The organism is Kitasatospora sp. NPDC101447 (assembly GCF_044767225.1).
GTDB lineage: Bacteria > Actinomycetota > Actinomycetes > Streptomycetales > Streptomycetaceae > Kitasatospora.
Genome location: NZ_JBIWNL010000047.1, coordinates 46480 through 62933, shown reverse-complemented (window position 1 = coordinate 62933; position 16454 = coordinate 46480). Strand labels below are relative to the sequence as shown.

Annotated in this window: 20 protein-coding genes and 1 pseudogene; 3 read left to right on the top strand and 18 right to left on the bottom strand. The window is 69.9% G+C overall.

What is annotated here, in order from left to right:
- The 7 genes and pseudogenes from ACIRST_RS37955 to ACIRST_RS37925 form a co-directional block, all read right to left on the bottom strand.
- Window positions 1-260, bottom strand: a pseudogene (locus ACIRST_RS37955) (integrase); the annotation flags it as partial.
- Between the two features lie 1038 nt (window positions 261-1298).
- Entirely contained in the window at window positions 1299-1451 is a 153-nt protein-coding gene (locus tag ACIRST_RS37950; RefSeq protein ID WP_402808513.1) for a hypothetical protein, read from the bottom strand.
- 130 nt (window positions 1452-1581) lie between these two features.
- Window positions 1582-1992: a hypothetical protein gene (locus ACIRST_RS37945; RefSeq protein WP_402808511.1), complete on the bottom strand. Its 411-nt coding sequence runs from the start codon at window positions 1990-1992 to the stop codon at window positions 1582-1584.
- Between the two features lie 196 nt (window positions 1993-2188).
- A complete protein-coding gene (locus ACIRST_RS37940; protein ID WP_402808508.1) occupies window positions 2189-2446 on the bottom strand; it encodes a hypothetical protein in 258 nt (85 codons plus the stop codon).
- A gap of 1 nt (window position 2447) precedes the next feature.
- Window positions 2448-2933, bottom strand: coding sequence for an NUDIX domain-containing protein (locus ACIRST_RS37935; protein WP_402808505.1), 486 nt, complete (start codon window positions 2931-2933; stop codon window positions 2448-2450).
- A gap of 34 nt (window positions 2934-2967) precedes the next feature.
- Window positions 2968-3198, bottom strand: coding sequence for a hypothetical protein (locus tag ACIRST_RS37930; protein WP_402808503.1), 231 nt, complete (start codon window positions 3196-3198; stop codon window positions 2968-2970).
- An 87-nt stretch (window positions 3199-3285) separates the two neighbouring features.
- Window positions 3286-3708: a phosphotransferase gene (locus ACIRST_RS37925; RefSeq protein WP_402808500.1), complete on the bottom strand. Its 423-nt coding sequence runs from the start codon at window positions 3706-3708 to the stop codon at window positions 3286-3288.
- A gap of 189 nt (window positions 3709-3897) precedes the next feature.
- Here ACIRST_RS37925 and ACIRST_RS37920 point away from each other — a divergent pair, with 189 nt between their 5' ends.
- The gene (locus tag ACIRST_RS37920) at window positions 3898-4053 is read left to right on the top strand and encodes a hypothetical protein (RefSeq protein WP_402808497.1); all 156 of its coding nucleotides are present in this window, start codon (window positions 3898-3900) and stop codon (window positions 4051-4053) included.
- 453 nt (window positions 4054-4506) lie between these two features.
- Here the strand turns inward: ACIRST_RS37920 and ACIRST_RS37915 are convergent, their stop codons facing one another.
- The 4 genes from ACIRST_RS37915 to ACIRST_RS37900 form a co-directional block, all read right to left on the bottom strand.
- Window positions 4507-4695: a hypothetical protein gene (locus ACIRST_RS37915; protein ID WP_402808495.1), complete on the bottom strand. Its 189-nt coding sequence runs from the start codon at window positions 4693-4695 to the stop codon at window positions 4507-4509.
- A gap of 42 nt (window positions 4696-4737) precedes the next feature.
- Window positions 4738-7863, bottom strand: coding sequence for an urease subunit beta (gene ureB / locus ACIRST_RS37910; RefSeq protein ID WP_402808492.1), 3126 nt, complete (start codon window positions 7861-7863; stop codon window positions 4738-4740).
- 463 nt (window positions 7864-8326) lie between these two features.
- The gene (locus tag ACIRST_RS37905) at window positions 8327-8596 is read right to left on the bottom strand and encodes a hypothetical protein (protein ID WP_402808490.1); all 270 of its coding nucleotides are present in this window, start codon (window positions 8594-8596) and stop codon (window positions 8327-8329) included.
- 346 nt (window positions 8597-8942) lie between these two features.
- Entirely contained in the window at window positions 8943-9128 is a 186-nt protein-coding gene (locus ACIRST_RS37900) for a hypothetical protein (protein ID WP_402808487.1), read from the bottom strand.
- A gap of 289 nt (window positions 9129-9417) precedes the next feature.
- Between ACIRST_RS37900 and ACIRST_RS37895 the strand changes: the two genes are divergently transcribed.
- Complete coding sequence (locus ACIRST_RS37895) at window positions 9418-9933, top strand: hypothetical protein (RefSeq protein ID WP_402808485.1); 516 nt, start codon at window positions 9418-9420, stop codon at window positions 9931-9933.
- Window positions 9934-10194: 261 nt separating this feature from the next.
- Window positions 10195-10710, top strand: a complete 516-nt coding sequence (locus tag ACIRST_RS37890; protein WP_402808483.1) for a hypothetical protein — start codon at window positions 10195-10197, stop codon at window positions 10708-10710.
- Between the two features lie 77 nt (window positions 10711-10787).
- On the opposite strand, the gene ACIRST_RS37885 is transcribed toward ACIRST_RS37890, so the two are convergent.
- The 7 genes from ACIRST_RS37885 to ACIRST_RS37855 all read right to left on the bottom strand — a co-directional run bounded on the left by ACIRST_RS37885 (window position 10788) and on the right by ACIRST_RS37855 (window position 16419).
- Window positions 10788-10913 (bottom strand): hypothetical protein, encoded by a 126-nt coding sequence (locus ACIRST_RS37885; protein WP_402808481.1) that lies wholly within the window; start codon window positions 10911-10913, stop codon window positions 10788-10790.
- An 84-nt stretch (window positions 10914-10997) separates the two neighbouring features.
- Entirely contained in the window at window positions 10998-12377 is a 1380-nt protein-coding gene (locus ACIRST_RS37880) for a S8 family serine peptidase (RefSeq protein WP_402808478.1), read from the bottom strand.
- Window positions 12378-12480: 103 nt separating this feature from the next.
- Entirely contained in the window at window positions 12481-12612 is a 132-nt protein-coding gene (locus ACIRST_RS37875; RefSeq protein ID WP_402808476.1) for a hypothetical protein, read from the bottom strand.
- 62 nt (window positions 12613-12674) lie between these two features.
- Window positions 12675-13949, bottom strand: coding sequence for a S8 family serine peptidase (locus ACIRST_RS37870; RefSeq protein ID WP_402808473.1), 1275 nt, complete (start codon window positions 13947-13949; stop codon window positions 12675-12677).
- A 381-nt stretch (window positions 13950-14330) separates the two neighbouring features.
- Complete coding sequence (locus ACIRST_RS37865; protein WP_402808471.1) at window positions 14331-14894, bottom strand: hypothetical protein; 564 nt, start codon at window positions 14892-14894, stop codon at window positions 14331-14333.
- 240 nt (window positions 14895-15134) lie between these two features.
- Window positions 15135-15488, bottom strand: a complete 354-nt coding sequence (locus ACIRST_RS37860) for a hypothetical protein (RefSeq protein ID WP_402808469.1) — start codon at window positions 15486-15488, stop codon at window positions 15135-15137.
- Between the two features lie 31 nt (window positions 15489-15519).
- Entirely contained in the window at window positions 15520-16419 is a 900-nt protein-coding gene (locus ACIRST_RS37855) for a helix-turn-helix domain-containing protein (protein WP_402808466.1), read from the bottom strand.
- Between the last annotated feature and the right edge of the window lie 35 nt (window positions 16420-16454).

The following is a 16454-nucleotide window of genomic DNA, read 5'->3' as shown; positions in this document are numbered from 1 at the left end:
GTCGCACGGTCCCACTCGATCCCGAGGGCCCACAGGAACCGCCACCAGCGCAGCAGATCCATGCCGTACGACCGTGGGGTCAACGGCGAACTGTCCGCTGCCATCAGGTCCTTGAAGTACACCGCAGCCGGCTCGACTGGCTTCCCGAATGGATCCAACAACTGGCAGGGTTCCCAGGGATCTCCAGTCTCCAGCAGTTGGCCGATCTCGGGCAGGACAAAGCTCTTCAGATCCCTTCCGGGACGACGTTCATCGAGCATGACGGGAAGCTAGCAGAAACAGCCTCTGACCTGCACAAATGATGAAGTTAGTTCGGTCAACACGCCGCCACCGCACTCTCCGCCCTCACCAGCCCCGACCGGCACAGCCCGGACCGCGACCTGCCCACCCGACCCGCCGGGCCGAGCCGCAGCTACCGGCCCGCCCCCGGAGAGAAGGTCTGCGTCGTGCTCTGCGGGTCCAACACCGACGTCACCTCTCTCCTCCGGCCACAGGACTGAACCGCCAAAACCCGGACCGATCCTCCCTGAAGGCCTGATCAGAACGTGGCGGGGGCGGCCGAAGGCTGCCTCCGCCACGGCCGAGCGCCCCGCTCGTTGATCCTCGACACTCCGAGGATGGTCTCTACCGGACGGCCGCTGGAGGCTCCGGGGCAACGGCAGCCGCCACCAACCGGGTCCGAGTCGGATGCCTCAACGCGCTCTCCGCACTCGCCGGCCGCCCGCTGGACCTCGAACACCGCGCGGCCGCGCCGGGGCCGAAGCGGGGCACCACGAGCCGGCAAGCGAGCGCGCTACGCCGGTACCTCAAGGCTGCCAACGACAAGCCGCTGCTGGACGACGGCCACGCCCGCATCATGCTCGTGGTGGGCCTGGTCCTGGACACCCGAGGCTGTTCGATCGAGCTCGCCGCGATGCTCACCCAAGACATCGTCACCGTGCAGCCCGAGTTCGGCCGCGCGAAGCCGTACACGGCGGCCCGGCAAGCCCCAGCGTCGGCCCGGGCCGCAGCGGGTTCTCACCCCGCGGCACCAGCCCGCGCTGCCCGCCTCGCCGGCGCCCAGGGGTGTAGCGGGCCCGGCCCACCGGGTTTGACTTGCGCAGACCCTCCTCCATGAGGAAGTTGTGGAACAGACGGACCGGCACCACGCGCTGCTGGATCGTGGCGTTCGTCAGCCCCGACCCCGAGTCGATCGCCACCACGTGTGCACCCCGACGGTGTAGCTGTGACGTCAACTCCCGCACATAGAAAGCAGTATGGGCCCGGTTTGCGGTGACCCGGTCGACGTCCTGCCGCTCTCACAGCAGCAGGTATTCCGCCAGTCCGCGGGCGTAGGCGTCGATCGCCCTCGGCGCCCGACCGAGATCAGTCCAGATCTGCAGCGACACTGACGCCTGCTCATGCCGGCCCAGCACCGGCCACTGCTCCGTCAGCGCCGTCGTGCCGCTCAAGCCATCTCCCAGGTCCGTGGTTGCACCCCGGGGGACATGATCACCCCGGACAGATTCCACGTAACTTCTAAAACGCTCAAGAGGGCGATGTATGGCCGGGCCTCGTTCCGACTCCTTCGGACCCGAATCCTCACTCGTCCGTGATCGCCGTGCCGATGGTGATGGCGACGGCCTTCGCGCGCTCATGAGGATCATCGACAGCCACCCGGACTGCCCTGAGACCTGGATCTCCGATCAGAGAGGTGACGAAGCGGCTCTCCCCCATCACATCCCCGACCACCAGGCGGCCGTCGGGCAAGAGAAGGTGACCATCGAACACGGTCACGAAGTCGCACATACCAGCTGCGACATCCTGGACATCCGATTCAAGGAAGATCCGTACCTTGACGGGACCAGTCTGAGCCTGGACTCGCACTACCAGGTGGGAAGCGCCGGCAGCTACCGGGGCGCTCTCAAACGCAAGATCTCGGGGCAGCCACTCCGTCGATCCGACTCCCAGGATTCCGTGGTTGAGGTACAGGTCAAGGCCAGCGATCTGCACGTAAGGACCCCTCTCTCGCGCGTCCGCGAGAGGCTACGTCATGCCGCCGACACCGAGGCTCTCGTGATCAACGCTGGCACCTTCAAGGAACTCCGGTCAGAGCCCCGAAACTCCCCACTCCGTTGAAGGCCGGACGGAGTAGGGAAGCGTGATCGGGCACGGCCGCTCCTCTCGGCCGGGGGGCTCGGCGGGCAAGTCAGCCCGCGGGAGGGAAACCGGGCGGCAGGCCAGGCGGGTGCAGGGGTCCGGGTGCCAGGCGCTCCAGCAGCCGGTCCACCGTGCCGTCGGGGCGGTAGAGCGTGCGGTAGGCGTACGGGTGCCGTCCGCCGGGCAGGGTGGCGACGCCCGCGTCGGTGACGGTGCGGCCCTCGATGATGGCGAGAAGCCGCAGGTCGACGTCGGCGGGCAGGGTCAACTGCTCGTCGGTGGGCGGGCGGCGGTGGCGGCTGGCCATCTCAGGATCCGACGAAGGCGCGCAGGTCCGCGGGGGAGTCCCAGCCGTAGGTGGAGAAGCCTCGGCCGTCGCCGGAGAGGCAGGCGGTGAGGGCGGCGTGGGAGGTGGGGAACATCGGGGTGGGCAGCGCGTCGGCGTCGACCCACAGGACCGCGAGGTGCTTGTCCGGTTCGGTGTTCGTCAGCTCGCCCTGCCAGGACGTCGCGGCGAAGACGGAGAGCAGGAACGGGCCCTTGCCGTCCCAGCCGGCCCTGACCTGGATGGTGTGGACCAGCCGCAGTTCCTCGGCGGGGACGACCAGGCCCGCCTCCTCGCGCAGTTCGCGGGCGGCGGCCTCGTCGAGTCGTTCGCCCTCCTCGACCTTGCCGCCGGGAACCGTCCAGGCGGGGACCGTGGACCAGGAGTCGTTGGCGTAGTGGACGCAGGCGACCTTGCCGGCCTGCTCGTCGTGGACGATGACGCAGACAGCCTGACGCAGGGACTGCATGGATGCTCCAACCGGTAGCAGAAGTAGGGGGCGTTCACACGACGGGGTTCGGGGCGCGCAGCAGGTCGAGGACGGTCCGGGCGTAGCCGATGACCTCCTCGTCCCGGTGGTGGTCCATGGCCCAGCGCAGGGCGGCGGGGCAGTCGATCGCGGCCCACGCCCGGCACGCCACCTGCTCCTGCCCGGTGAGGTCGCGCCCGTGCCCGGCGGTGAACGCCGCACGCAGGTCGGGCCGGTGGGGCGTGAGCTGAAGGGTGACGCGCATCAGGTCGCGCCGGGCCGGGGCTTCGACGTGGCTGCGTTCGAAGTCGATCAGCCCGAGCGCGAGCCGGTCGCCGTCGCGGCGTACGAGTCAGTTCCGCGGATCGAAGTCGCCGTGGCAGTAGGCGAGCGCGGTGGGTGGGGGTTCGGCGCGGGTGGCTTCGGCCAGGACCTCGATGTCCTCGTCCGCAAGGCGGGCGTCACGGGCCCGGGCCAGGGCCCGTGCGCGTTCCTGACCCCAGGGCAGGTACTCGCCGACCGGGGCTCCGGTCGTCGGCTGCGTGTGGAGGGCGGCCAGGAGCCGCTCGGCCTGCCGGTACAGCTCCCGCTCCTCGGCGGCGGTGAGGGCGGTGCTGATGACCGGGGTACCGGCAACGCAGAGGTGACGACGAGCAGCGACCGGCTGTCCTCGGCGAGCAGAGCCGGCGTCCGGCGGGCGGGCACGGCCGGTCGGCCGGCAGAGGTGATGCCGGCGGCCTGGCCGGTCGGGTTGTCCACGAAGACCTCCGGACAAGAGCGGTGTTCGAGCGCGCGGAGCCGTCTGTCGGCGAAGGACGCAGCAAGTGCACACTCATACAGCGGAGTTGGACGGCTTCGCGCGAGCGGAGGCGATTGATGATGGTGCTGTTCGAACGCGCCGCTCAAGCGGATTCCCTCCGGGCGATCCCGGGTCGAATGAGGAATTTTCGAGCACCCCGCGCGCGTGCTGCGACGCCTCCTCTACCCGCGCGCGCAGCGCGTCCGGCAGGGTGGCGGAGCCCAGTGCGCAGGCAGCGAGGCCCCCTTCGAGTGCCGCGCCCTGGACCGGATCGAGACGGTGCCGGACGTCCTCGTGGGTGAGGAGGCGCGCAGCGCGTAGTCGTCGCCGGATTCACCCGTTCGGCTGGTCAGGCGGGCGAGGAGGTTTCGGGCGGCGGGGCGTATCGTGGCCGGCCGCGTCGAGGGCGGTCAGCGTGAGGCGGGTGGTGAGGACGGCCAGGTCCCCCTCCCCGATGATCAGGCCAGCCGCCGCCCGCGCTGCTGCGCCATCGGCAAGTGCTGTCGCAAGTACCTCTCCCTGCTCACGCTCGCCTACATCCACTCCGTGCTCAAGTCCGCCCTGGAACACGCCGTCCGAGAGGAGGAGATCCCGCGCGACGTCGCCCGCAACGTCCGCTGTCCGGGACGGTACAGGCTTCGGGCGTCCCGGCCCCGGGGGGCACCCCCGGCGCAAGAGGTGCAGGAGGCGCACCGGACCGCCGCAGGGCGGGCTCCATCGCCCGCCTCTCGGCCTCGGGGACATTGCCGCAGTCGGCGCAGGCCAGGGTCCGCGTCAGCTCGCGGTGCTCCTGGCGGACCTCGTCTCCCGGGCCTTCTGGCGTTGGTCGTACGCGGTGCGGTGGTCCGGGCTGTCCAGCGTGTCGAGCAGGGAGTGCCGTCCGGGGCGGCCGTAGCGCCACCAGACGGGCCCGAGGGGGCCGTGCCCGGCCAGCAACTCCAGGATGGTCGCGACGATGGGCACCGAGTCGTCGTACTCGCGCCAACCGTCGGGCCTGCCGGACGTTCACCCGTGAACGCGCGAATACCTCACGCCCCCGAACGGGAAGTGATCGTTCATCTGGTCCTCGGGCCGATCGCTCTGGGCCGCGGTCATCCGTGTCAGGCGCTCCGCAATCAGGCGGGGTGTGCACGCGCCGGACGGCCGGTCACTGAAGTCCACGACGAGGTAGTTCGGTTTGAGTCCGGGCACCGGGGAAGCGGGTGCCCGGGTGGCCTCCTGGCAGCTTCCCGTCCTTTTCCAGAGCTTCGGTCCGTTGTCCTGCTCCGCGTCGCTCTCGACCAGGTAGGTGAGCCATCTGCCACCACGGATGTGATTGAGTATCACCAGGGGGCTGAACCCGGGCGGGCGCCAGGTCAGGGGACGGTTCCTCCGACGTGGTCGGACGGTGGAGGCCTGCCCGTCCCACTCGAAATGCGTCTCTACGGCCCAGCCCTGATCGTAGAGAAGCCCGTTCTGCCGCAGTCGCCGCTCGCCGGGAACGATGTCCGGTCGGTCTCCGTATCCGCGGTTGGTGAAGACGACGAGGCGTTTTCCCTCTTCCACCATTCGGGCCGCCGCGGGCCATCCCCGCGTCGCCACGCTCCAGGTGTCGGCATTCGGGACGAAGAGGTACGTGGCGAGCCCGGCGGCCGCGAGTTCGTGCCTCAGGATCGCGGTCCTGCCGTCGGGATCGTCGTCGGGCGGCGTGTCCCCGCGCGTGTAGTCCTCAAGGAGCAGCGAGACGATCTCGTTGGGCCAGGCCTCCAGGAACTCTTTCACGGGCTTCAGGACATCGCCGAACTGGCGGTACAGTCCGCCGGACTTCCGCACGGCGGACCGGAATGGGCTCTTGGTGCAGTCGCCGTGACAGGACAGGACTTCCGTTCCGGTGACACCGACATCTATCAGGAGCGCGCGCACGCCTTGATCCAGCTGGGCTCGTACGCTTCCCGCCTGATAGAGCGGGCCGAACCAGCCGGACCAGCCTCGGCCGGCCTCGGCCTGGGTCGCCTTGTTCACGTCGGAGTTGTGCGTGGCGACGAAGGTCAGGTCCGCGAGCGTCCTGTCCCCCCAGTGCTCGCGTGGCGTCAGGTCGGCCGCGGGTAACGCCGCGGGTCCGGGCGGAGCGCTGAGGTCCGCGGCCGCGAGGGCGGGGGCGGACGGCGGTAGCCCCACCCACGGTTCCAACGTCCGCTTTTCGTCGGCAGGGTGGATTCCGTGGGATCCCGTCGCGCCATCGGTGCCGCCCAGGGCGACGAGGGTCACGTCGTACTCCCGTCCTGGGTCGAACCGGACGAACCTCCCCGAAGGGATGTCAAGACGCATCCCCGCTACCGCGTCCCGGTCGAATTGCAGAGCCTTGTTGGCCTGGCAGAACTCAAGGTGGCTTCCCACCGACACCGGGCGGCTGTCGGTGTTCAGCACGGTGATCCTGGCGGTTCTCCCGAGTACGTTGATGACGATGCGCCCGGGCGCGGTGATGACTTCCCCCGGCAGCCCGGCCGGAGGGCCCGACGTCGTCTCAGTGGGGTCGAAGCCCAGGACCATCCCGTCGACGCTGACGCGGTGTGTCTGCGGGTCCACCTTGATGTCCGGGAGGGCGGTATTGTGCGCCATGTCGGTCTTCCCGAGCCCGCGTACGTCCCTGACAGCCTCGACAAGGGCCTGGAGGCCGAGTTCGGCCACTGCGGGCCTTCCCGATCGCGAGACGAAGCGGATCCCGCGGGCGGCGGCCAGCGGGCGGCCCGGAAACGGGTCGGTGCGACCGGAGGCGAAGGCCCCGCCGATCATCACCAGGTCGGGTTCCTCGCCGAACTGCGCGGGGTCCCACAGGACCAGGTCGGCCCGTTTGCCGCGCTCCACCGAGCCGACCAGGTGGCTGATGCCGTAGGCAACGGCCGGATTGATGGTGTACTTCGCCAAGTAGCGCTTGACCCGGATGTTCTGACTGTCGGCGCGGTCCCCGGGAAGTGGACCGTTCCGGTCGGACATGGCCGACGCGACAGCCCAGACCGTACGGGTCAGGCTGTCCGGCGCGGCGAGTGCCGGGCCGGCGGAACCGAAGATCGAGATTGCGCCCAGATCGTGCAGCAGATCGGCGGCAGTCATGATCTCGGGGACCACGAGGTCCTCGGCGAGGGCCGTCTCCTCGCCGCACCGGTCGGAGAGGCGGTAGCCGGCCAGCGCGACTCTCGGGAACTCGCTCAGTGCCGCCGACCAGGAGACCGGATTCAGGGTGCTGGGGCGGCCCACGGTGGTGCTCGCGGGCAGGACGTTGGGTTGGGCGGCCACGACCAGCTGGTCGGGGAAGTGTCCTCCCAGGAGACTCCCCGAATCGGCGATCACCGATCGCCCGGCGATCGCGCCGAGGGTTTCCTCGACGAAACAGCTCTCGTTCGCCGGGTCTCCGTACAGGACTCCCGGCACGTCCTCCTGATCAAGGACGTCCAGACACGCGGCCAGCACGTCCGGACTGACCCTCGCATCCGGGAAGAGGCACAGGCCGGCCATTCCGGCGGTGACCTGATCCTTCAAGGGTTGGGCCGTCGCGCAGCCGGACGCCTGGCCCAGCAGCGCGACATTGATCGGCCAGTGGTCGATCTCCTGGAGGATCGTCCTGACGGTCGTCCAGCTGTGGACCGGATAGGGCAGGACGTGCGGTTGGCCGAGCGGGAATCCCGTGCCGTCCGAGATCACTGTGGTGGTGCCGGCGAGTGCGGCCTCGGAGGCCTGGTCGCTGCTCAACAACCGCGACATCGAGTCGACCGCGCCCGGGGTCAGGAGCTTTCCCGACCCGTCGACCAGTTGGGTGGTCGGGCCCACTGCCATACCGGGGGTGACTCCGTCCATGGTGGCGGGGTTGCCGGCCTTGCCGACTCCGGCGATGCAACCCTCGGTGATGGCCACATCGGCTTTGACGAACCCGGTGTGATCCATCACCACGACATTGCTGATCACGGTGTCCGCGCAATCGGATGCAGCCCTGGTGGGACTCGGTCGGTACTTGTCCAGGCCGGCCACCAGCTCCTCGCCGTGGACCTGGAGATCCTTCTCGACTTCGATGAAGAGCGAGGTCCCGCCGAGGCGGACCCGGTCACCGACAGTCGGGCCGTAGAGGTACGCGTACGTTTTCCGATCGATTGCCGCCACCGCCACCATCCCCTGTCACGCAGTGCGGTCGTCCGCGTCAACTGCTACCGAATGAGCGGTTTGCTGACGAACTCACTCCTTCCACGCTAACGGTGCGGCGGCCGTTGTGGGATGTCGAGCGCCAGGTCGGGGTGGCAGGCCGCGCGGTATCAAACGGCTGCCCGGGGGCCGCGGATGCACTCCGCGAGCAGCCGGGGTAGCCGGTTCGGGCACCCGGCTCACTTCGCCCCGGCGGTCGCCTCCCGGAGGGTGCGGAGCGCCGCGCCCAGGACGAGCGGGCCCACAGGACGCCCCCCACGCCGTAGGCGCCGGTGGGGAGCAAGGCGAGGCCCGGCCCGCGGGGTCGACGAGGACCTCGGTGGTGGTACCGACGTCCCCGGCCCCGGAGCAGCCGGATCCCTGGAACTCAGCGTGCGGCATAGGCCAGCCGTCCGCCCGGCGGCAGGTCCATCCCACCCGACCGCTACGGTCCTTCACCCTGTGGGCGGAGGTGACCACCACTGCGGGTGCGCTCCCCGCGGTGCGCGATCACCTCAGCCCAGAGGACCGTCGCGGGCAGCGCCACTACACAGCCGAGCAGGACGCCCGGCCAGAACACCCGTTTGCAGGCCCGGACACCCATCAACCCGCCCAGTGGGACAACGAGTGCCAGAACGGCCAGGAACATACCGAGCACCAGGAAGTCCGGGTTGGCGAGCACCGCCAGCCCGCCGGTCACCAGCAGGGTGAGCACGGCCAGCAGGACCGCCGTGGCGGGGTCCGTCAGAGCCGGCTGCGGCGCGCCCGGGGACGGACAGGCTGGGTCGGCTCGGTGCTGCGCAGCACGAGTGCCGCGGCGCGGGTGCGCTCCATCCAACTCAAGACCTGGCGCAGCGTGCTGGGGTCGAGGCGGCGGGTGAGGTCGCGGAGGGCCTGGTGGTCGTCGTCGGTCAGCGTGTAGAGGCCGTCAGCGTGGAGAGGCCGGGGCGGCCGAGGGCGGTGCAGAGGGGCTCGGCGGCGGTGTAGGCGAGGCGTCGGTGGTCTGGCGGGCCTGGTGAGGAGCCTCGCGGGCGCAGGCAGCGACGTCCTGCCGGTGGCGCTCACGGCGCAACGCGTGCTGGAGAACGGTGGTCGTCGGAGTCGTGGCGCTCGGTCCGGGTGGCGGCGGTGTGGTCGCGTACGCGCTGCCACTCGGCCCGGATGGCGGCTGCGGTGGTGTAGGCGCTCTCGTCTCCGGCGTCGGCGTGCCGGTCGGCGCCGCGCCCGCCCAGGCCTCCGCCTCGCACCGCGCGCTGCCTGAGCCGCCGCCGCTCTCGGTCGTCCGTGACGAACGGCCGACCTCCCGGTCGCCGAGCCGCACTCCGTGGAGGGCTGCAGCCGGGCCAAGTTCCCGCACGGGGCCACCCAGTACGGGCAATGCGACACCCGCGCTATCCGCACTGCGGGCTCCGCGGTCGGACCCGTAGCCAGGGGCAGAACAGCAATCTTGCTCCATAGCCCGGAGTTCCGGCTCCGGCACCGGCACCGGGTGCAGGGGTGCCGTAACCCGGGCGGCGGCAGCGGGGTTCACCGCGTATGACGACGAACGCGAGCTCCCTCGGTGGACACGACGCGGGCGCCGGTCCCCCGCAGGGCTGGGCCCGCGGCGGCTGCGGGCCGTCGTGGCAGGGCCCGAGGCCGGGGGTGGACGGGGTGCTCGCCTCGGCGGCCGGGACCGGCCGTCGGGCCGCCGGATGGGTGCGGGTCCTGGCCGGGCGGCAGACCGACGGGAGGCACCGGATGCGGCTGGAGCGGGCCGCTGCCGCGATCGCGCAGACCAGCGGGCGGGAGATCGTCCCCGGCAGCGAAGGGGTGCTGACCGAGGAGCTGCGCTACGACCTGGCCGCGGACGTCGTCGCCGGCCACCCCCGCGGCGCCGGGCCGCTGGGGCTGGAGGCCGGGGAGCGGGTCGTGCTGGCGGCGGTGTGTGCGCTGGTCGCGGCGATGCCCGCCACCGTCTTGGGCGATCCGGTGCGCGAACTGCCTGCGCTGTGTGCAGCGGTCGACGATGCCCTGGCCCTCGCCGAGCGGTCGGCGGCAGCGGGGCCGTAGGCCGCCAAGGCGTGGCGCCCGCCGGTGGTGGCCCGGGATGTGCGTCTCGGATCCGGCGGGCGCCGCGGGGGCAGCGTAACGGTGCAGGCCCGTGACCGGGGTGGGGATTTCGGCGCCAGCCGCTGGCAGGCGGGTTCGGGTGCTCTCATGGTGGTGCCGGGCAGCGGTTTGCAGGCCTGGGCTGGGCTGGCCTTCTGGTGAGCACCTGGTCGGGCAGTGCGGCCTTCGTGCCCAGCGCCCGCTGTTGGTTACGGTCGGCACATGACTCCCGGCACCCCCGCCCCTGCGGCCTCGCCCGACCCGTTCCCCCAGGACGCCTCCCCCGACCTCCTGGTCGAGGCAGCCCTCGACGAGACGGTACGCACCGGTGCCCCGCGCGCTGCCAGAGAGCTGGTCGCCGAACTGACACGCCGCGGTGACGACGCCTTCTGGCAGGGGGTGCTGCTCGTGCTGGGGCTCCTGGCGACCCGGCCCGTGTACGGGTTGGGGGAGCTCCAGGGGGTCGAGCGGCTGCGGCAGGTCGCGCGGACGGCGGACCCCGTGACCTCCCTCGCGCTGGGAGTACAGGCGGTGCACCGCGCCGAGGGCGCCGTCGCCGCGCGGGAGATCTGGTCACAGGACACCCAGGAGATCCGCGAGACCGCACTGATCCAACTCCTGATCGCCGCCGCCTTCGTGATCGGCTCCAGCGAGGGACACCTCAGTGCGCCGCAGACCGTACGCCTGATCAAGGAAGCCGTGATCCGCACCGGGAGCAGCGCTGCGTCGGGCGCGTAGCGCCGACCAGCGCCGCCCGGGGGCCCGCAGACTCCTGCAGCACATCGACGGCCCGGCGCCTTCGCCGGGGCCGCGTGTCAGGGCGAGTCGGTCCGGGCCAGGACCGCGTGACTGCGACGGGCGGAGACCTGCTGCAGGGCCAGCTCGGCGACGGGCCCGGGCAGGGCGACCGCGATGTCACGGGATGCTCGTATCGGCTTCACCTCCCCCTGCGTGTGGCCCGACGGCACCCAGCCCCCGCGCTGACCCCCCGCCACGCCGGGCGAACCGCGCGCCACCCGACAGGCCTACTTCGTGTACGGGTTGTCCTCCGGCGCCACCGGCGGCTGGTACGACGGCGGCGGCACCGCACCCATCGACTGCTGCTGCGGCACCGGCGGCACCTGAGCCCCGGGCTGCACGGCCGACTTCCGCCGCCGCACCACGAAGAGCGCACCACCGGCCACCAGCGCCAACCCGGCCACCGCACCACCCACGATCGGCACCACACTGCCCGACCCCGACGACACATCAGCCTTCGGCTGCGCCGACGGCGCACCCACCGCCACACCACCCGTCGGGCTCGGCGCAGACGGAGCGGGAACCGACGCACTCGCCGAAACAGCAGCCGGCGGAGCCCCCGACGGCGAAGCCCCGTCAGCCGGAAGCGGCGACACATCCGCCGGCCCGGGATCCCCCGGATCCGTCAACGCAACACGCGGCCGAACCGCACCCCACCCCGCACCATCCGTACGGACGTCCCCGCCATTGGATCGACCCGCGGTATTGATGAGCACCCGCAGAACCTGATTAGCAGTCCACTCCGGGTGCACCGCCCAGACCAATGCAGCCGAGGCGGACGCAAGGGCGGTCGCATCGGATGTGCCGTGACCTTTGCAGTATCCCGACGGTTCCGTGCAAGCCGCAATCGCGTCCTTGCCCGGCGCGACAAGCGCTACCTGAGGCCCTCGCTGGGACTCGTCGGTCACGGTCCCATTCCGGTCAACCGCCCCGACACCCACGACGTTAGGAAGCCCACCCGGATAGTCGATCGGATTCCCCGACTGCGCCTCATTTCCCACAGCAGCAAAGATCAGCACGCCCTTCGCGCGCGCTGCGGCAAGAATCTTGTTCAGCTTTGCCACATCTGCCGGGACCGCTGTCACCGAGTTGATTCCCTGCGAAATACTGATGACCTTGACGCCCTGGTCTACTGCATATGTCACAGCCTGCCCGATTTGATCCAGGAAATCAGTCGATACGAGAGCGCCGACTGAGCCGGTATTGATCTTCAGCGGAAGAATCTTGACCCCGGGCGCCAATCCGACGGATCCCTTACCACCGTTGGCCCTTCCGGTCGCCGCTATCAGGCCGGCCATCTGCGTCCCATGCCCGTTTCCGTAAGTGCCGACGCCACCCGGGCTCCCGCTGAAGTCCTTACCGGGCAGGAACTGGCCGACCAGGTCCGGATGGTCCAGCTTGAAGCCGCCGTCGATCACCGCAACTGTGACTCCCTGTCCCCGGGACACCTTCCACATCTCCGGGGCATGCATGGCGTCCAGGTGCCACTGGTCATCACGTATGGAGCCATCGGCGATTGCCGGTGATGCGACCGGGCCGACCACGATTCCCGCTGCCAAAAGCACCGCAGCAGCCCGCCAACGAGCTCGCGTGTCCGTCCGCCCCATCACAACTCCTCGTCACTCTCTCCACCGACCGGGAAGCGTGCCCCAAAAAGACAAACCTGCCCGGCCACCGGGGAAGCCCAGTGGCCGGGCAGTCGTTGCCGTCCTACTCAATCACGTCCGGGTTGCTGTCCGGGCCGCTGGTCCAGGTCTCCTCGTCCTCGTGCAGGTAGTCCGCGCGGCTGCGGCGGTCACGATCCTTCTGGTTGCCGTGACCCGCCGTCCCCGGGGCCATCATGCCGTTCTGCCCGGATCGAGCGGCGCCGCCCTCGGCGGCTCCCGGGGCACCTGAGCCTCGGGCTACACGGCCGCCTTCCGCCACCGCACCACGACGAGCGCACCACCGACCACCAGCGCCAACCCCGCCACCACACCACCCACGATCGGCAACGCACTGCCCGACCCCGACGACACATCAGCCTTCGGCTGCGCCGACGGCGCACCCGCCGCCACACCGCCCGTCGGGCTCGGCACCGACGGCGCGGGAGCCGACGCGGAGGCCGAGACAGAAGCCGACGGAGCCCCCGACGGCGAAGCCGCGTCAGCCGCGAGCGGCGACACATCCGCCGGCCCGGGATCCCCCGGATCCGTCAACGCAACACGCGGCCGAACCGCACCCCACCCGGCATCATTCGTACGGCTGTCCCCGCCGTTCGGCCTTCCCGCCGTCTTGATGAGCACCCGCAAGACCTGATTCGCAGTCCACTCCTTGTGAACCGACCAGAGCAGCGTGGCTGACGCAGAAGCCAAAGCCGTCGCATCGGATGTCCCATGGCCCGTGCAGTAACCAGAAGGAGCTGTACACGCCGCAAGCGTGTCCTGGCCGGGTGCAACGAGCGCAACCTGCGGACCCGTCTCAGACTCCTCCGTCACTGTTCCATTGCGGTCGACTGCTCCGACACCCACAACGTTGGAAAGAGCACCCGGATATTCGGCCAGGTTTCCTGACTTCGCCGAATTTCCAACACTGGACACCACGAGCACACCCTTCGACCGGGCATTCGCGAGAATCCGGCTAAGTTTGGCCACATCAGCCGGAAGCGCCGTCACTGCCGAGACACCCTGGGAAATACTGATGACCTTGACCCCCTGATCGACAGCATATGAGACCGCCTGGCCGATCTGATCAAGGAAATCTGCCGTGACAGCGGTCCCCACGGAGCCGTTATCGATCTTGAGCGGCAGGATCTTGGCGCCCGGGGCAAGTCCGTACGCCCCGTTTCCCCCGCGGTTCTTTCCGGTCCCGGCGATGAGGCTGACCATCATCGTTCCGTGTCCGTCACCGTAGGAACCCACACCCCCTGAACTGCCGCTGAAGTCCTTGCCTGGCAGGAACTGCCCCACCAAATCCGGATGATCCAGCTTGAAGCCGCCGTCGATCACCGCAACGGTGATCCCCTCCCCCTTGGTGACCTTCCACATTTCCGAAGCATGCATGGCATCGAGGTGCCATTGAGCCGCACGGATCGAATCGTCGGCAACCGCTGGCACTGCAACCGGGCCGAGTGCAATTCCCGTCGCCAGAAGCGCCGCAGCAGCAACTCGCCAACGAGCTCGCGTGTCCGTCCGCCCCATCACAACTCCTCGTCACTCTCTCCACCGACCGGGAAGCGTGCCCCAAAAAGACAAACCTGCCCGGCCACCGGGGAAGCCCAGTGGCCGGGCAGTCGTTGCCGTCCTACTCAACCACGTCCGGGTTGCTGTCCGGGCCGCTGGTCCAGGTCCCCCCGTCCTCGTGCAGGTAGTCCGCGCGGCTGCGGCGGTCACGATCCTTCCGGTTGCCGTGACCTGCCATCCCCGGGGCCATCATGCCGCTCTGCCCTCACCGGGCGGCGCCGCCCTCGGCGGCTCCCTCTGCGGCCGCACGGTTGCGCAAGCGCACCAGCGGCGAGTCCAAGATGTTTCGCCTGGCCCCGCTGAACAGCACGGTCAACACCCTTCGCCGGACACCGCCCGTCACACGCGGCTGCGGCGCACCGCGGGACGGGCAGGCTCGGTACCGCGCAGGGCGAGGGGCGCGGTGCGGGTGCGCTCCAGCCATCCGGTGACCTGGCGCAGCGTGGCGGGGTCGAGGTGGCGGGTGAGGTCGCGGACAGCTTGGTGGTCGGCGTCGGTGAGGGTGTGGAGGCCGGCGCGTTCGAGGGCGGTGTAGAGGGGCTGGGCGACGGGGCCGGCGAGGCTGCGGTGGGCGGCATCGGTGGTCTCGCGCGCCCGGTGGGCGGCTTCGCGGGCGCAGGCGGCGACGTCCTGGTGGTGGCGCTCACGGCGCAGTGCTTGCTGCAGGTCGGGGTCGTGGTCGGGGTCGTAGCGCTCGGCGCCGGTGGCTGTGGTGTGGTCGTGGATGCGCTGCCACTCCATCAGGGCGTCGGCCGCGGCGGCGAAGCTGCTCTCATGGCCGGCGTCGGCATAGCGGTCGGCGCAGCGTTCCTCGAACCTGGCTTGTTGGAGAGCCTGCTCGATGGTCTCCGGGGTCGTCCCGGCCGCCCTGCGGCGGACTCGGCTGCAGACGTCATCGGGCAAGCCTGGCTCAACTCCTAGAGGCCAAGGAGAACCTACAGAGGATGCTCACAGCCATCCCGCTGACGGTCGACGAACGCGCCGCAGTGGACGACGGACAAGCCACCCTCGACCAGCCTGCTGAAGCGGCTCTCCGACGTCCCCACGCCGGCCGGTCCGACCCCACGGCAGATCGGCGTCCCTGCGCAGGCCACGCTTCTGCCCATCATCGAGATCAACCGGAAGCCGACTCGGTAGTCACGATCAGCGGCCCAGCTCGCGTCGGATGTAGTCCGGCTGGGCCGCACCGATCTCGATGCGGTTCTCGTCGAGTCCGTTGGCGATCCGCAGGCAGCCCCCGCTGAAGACGAACTCCACTGCCACCGTTCCAGCTGCCAGGTCGTGCTCTGCCGGCCGCCATTCGAGGAGCGTGACCTCGCGCAGTTCCTGGCCAACGAACGGTTCGAGGCGTTCATCATTGTGGGACCACTGGGGCGTGAGCTCGAACCACTCCCACCCGGTGATGGTCGCCGCGGTGTCGATCGTGGTCCAGCCGATCGAGAGTTCGTCGAGCTTCGAGTGGCAGACCTCCACCTGGATGCCGTTGAAGTCCAGCACGATCGGACAGTCGGCGAACCAGTCTCCATCCTCAGCGAAGCGCACCAGGGCGAACCCCGTCAGCCGCCTGCCAGCGAGCGCCGTCAGACGCGACCCATGCGCCTGCCGAACCGCCTCGATCCCGACCAGGAAGGACGGCTCGAAACCTGAGATCCCCATGTCCACAGCACATGAGTCTCCCGTCTTTCAGCCCAACCAGCCAACACATAATCAAGCAGCACGATGCCGGATCCACTTGACAGGCCGGATTCCACAGAATGATCCGGTTGACGGTGCCCTCGACGGGGCCGGAGTTCCAGTGGGTGGTCAGTCCTGCGTGGACGGCGTCGTAGTCGCTGTTCAGGTCGGCGGCGAAGGTGCTGATCCCGGGCAGGCCCGAGGTCATGGCCTCGGTGATCCACTCGGTGAGGTGTTCACCTTCCAGGCGGGTGAGCATCTCGGCGAAGGAGGTGACCAGGCCGGCGGCAGTGTCCAGTTCGGGGCAGAGCGCGAGGATCGCCTTGTGCTGGACTTCCTCGTCCAGGGTGAGCCCGGCGGGGTGGCGGGTCAGCCAGCCGGTGACCTGCCGGATCGAGGGTGGCGGGGGTGGTGGCGGTGCGCTGTCCGGGGCGATGAGGGCCTGGCGCTTCCACTGGGCGAGGAGCGTGCGGCCGCCCCGGTAGCCCCGTGCGGTGATCTCCTCGAACAGCTCGCGAATGGTGATCTTCCCGCCCGTCTCCTCCCATCGCTGGGCCAGGTAGGGCTTGAACGGGTCGAGCTTGCTCGCCCGGGGATGCCGGTCCTTCATCATGTCCTGCCAGCGTGCGGCGTGCGCATAGCGGCGGACGGTATTGCGGCTCCAGCCGAGGTGGCGGGCGACCTCGCGCATGCTCATGCCGCGCTCCAGCAGCTCGTGGACCAGAGCGTGGTGGACGCTTCGCCGGTCCGCCATCCGCCCGGTGGGCTCGGCTGGCTTCTTCGTTTCCT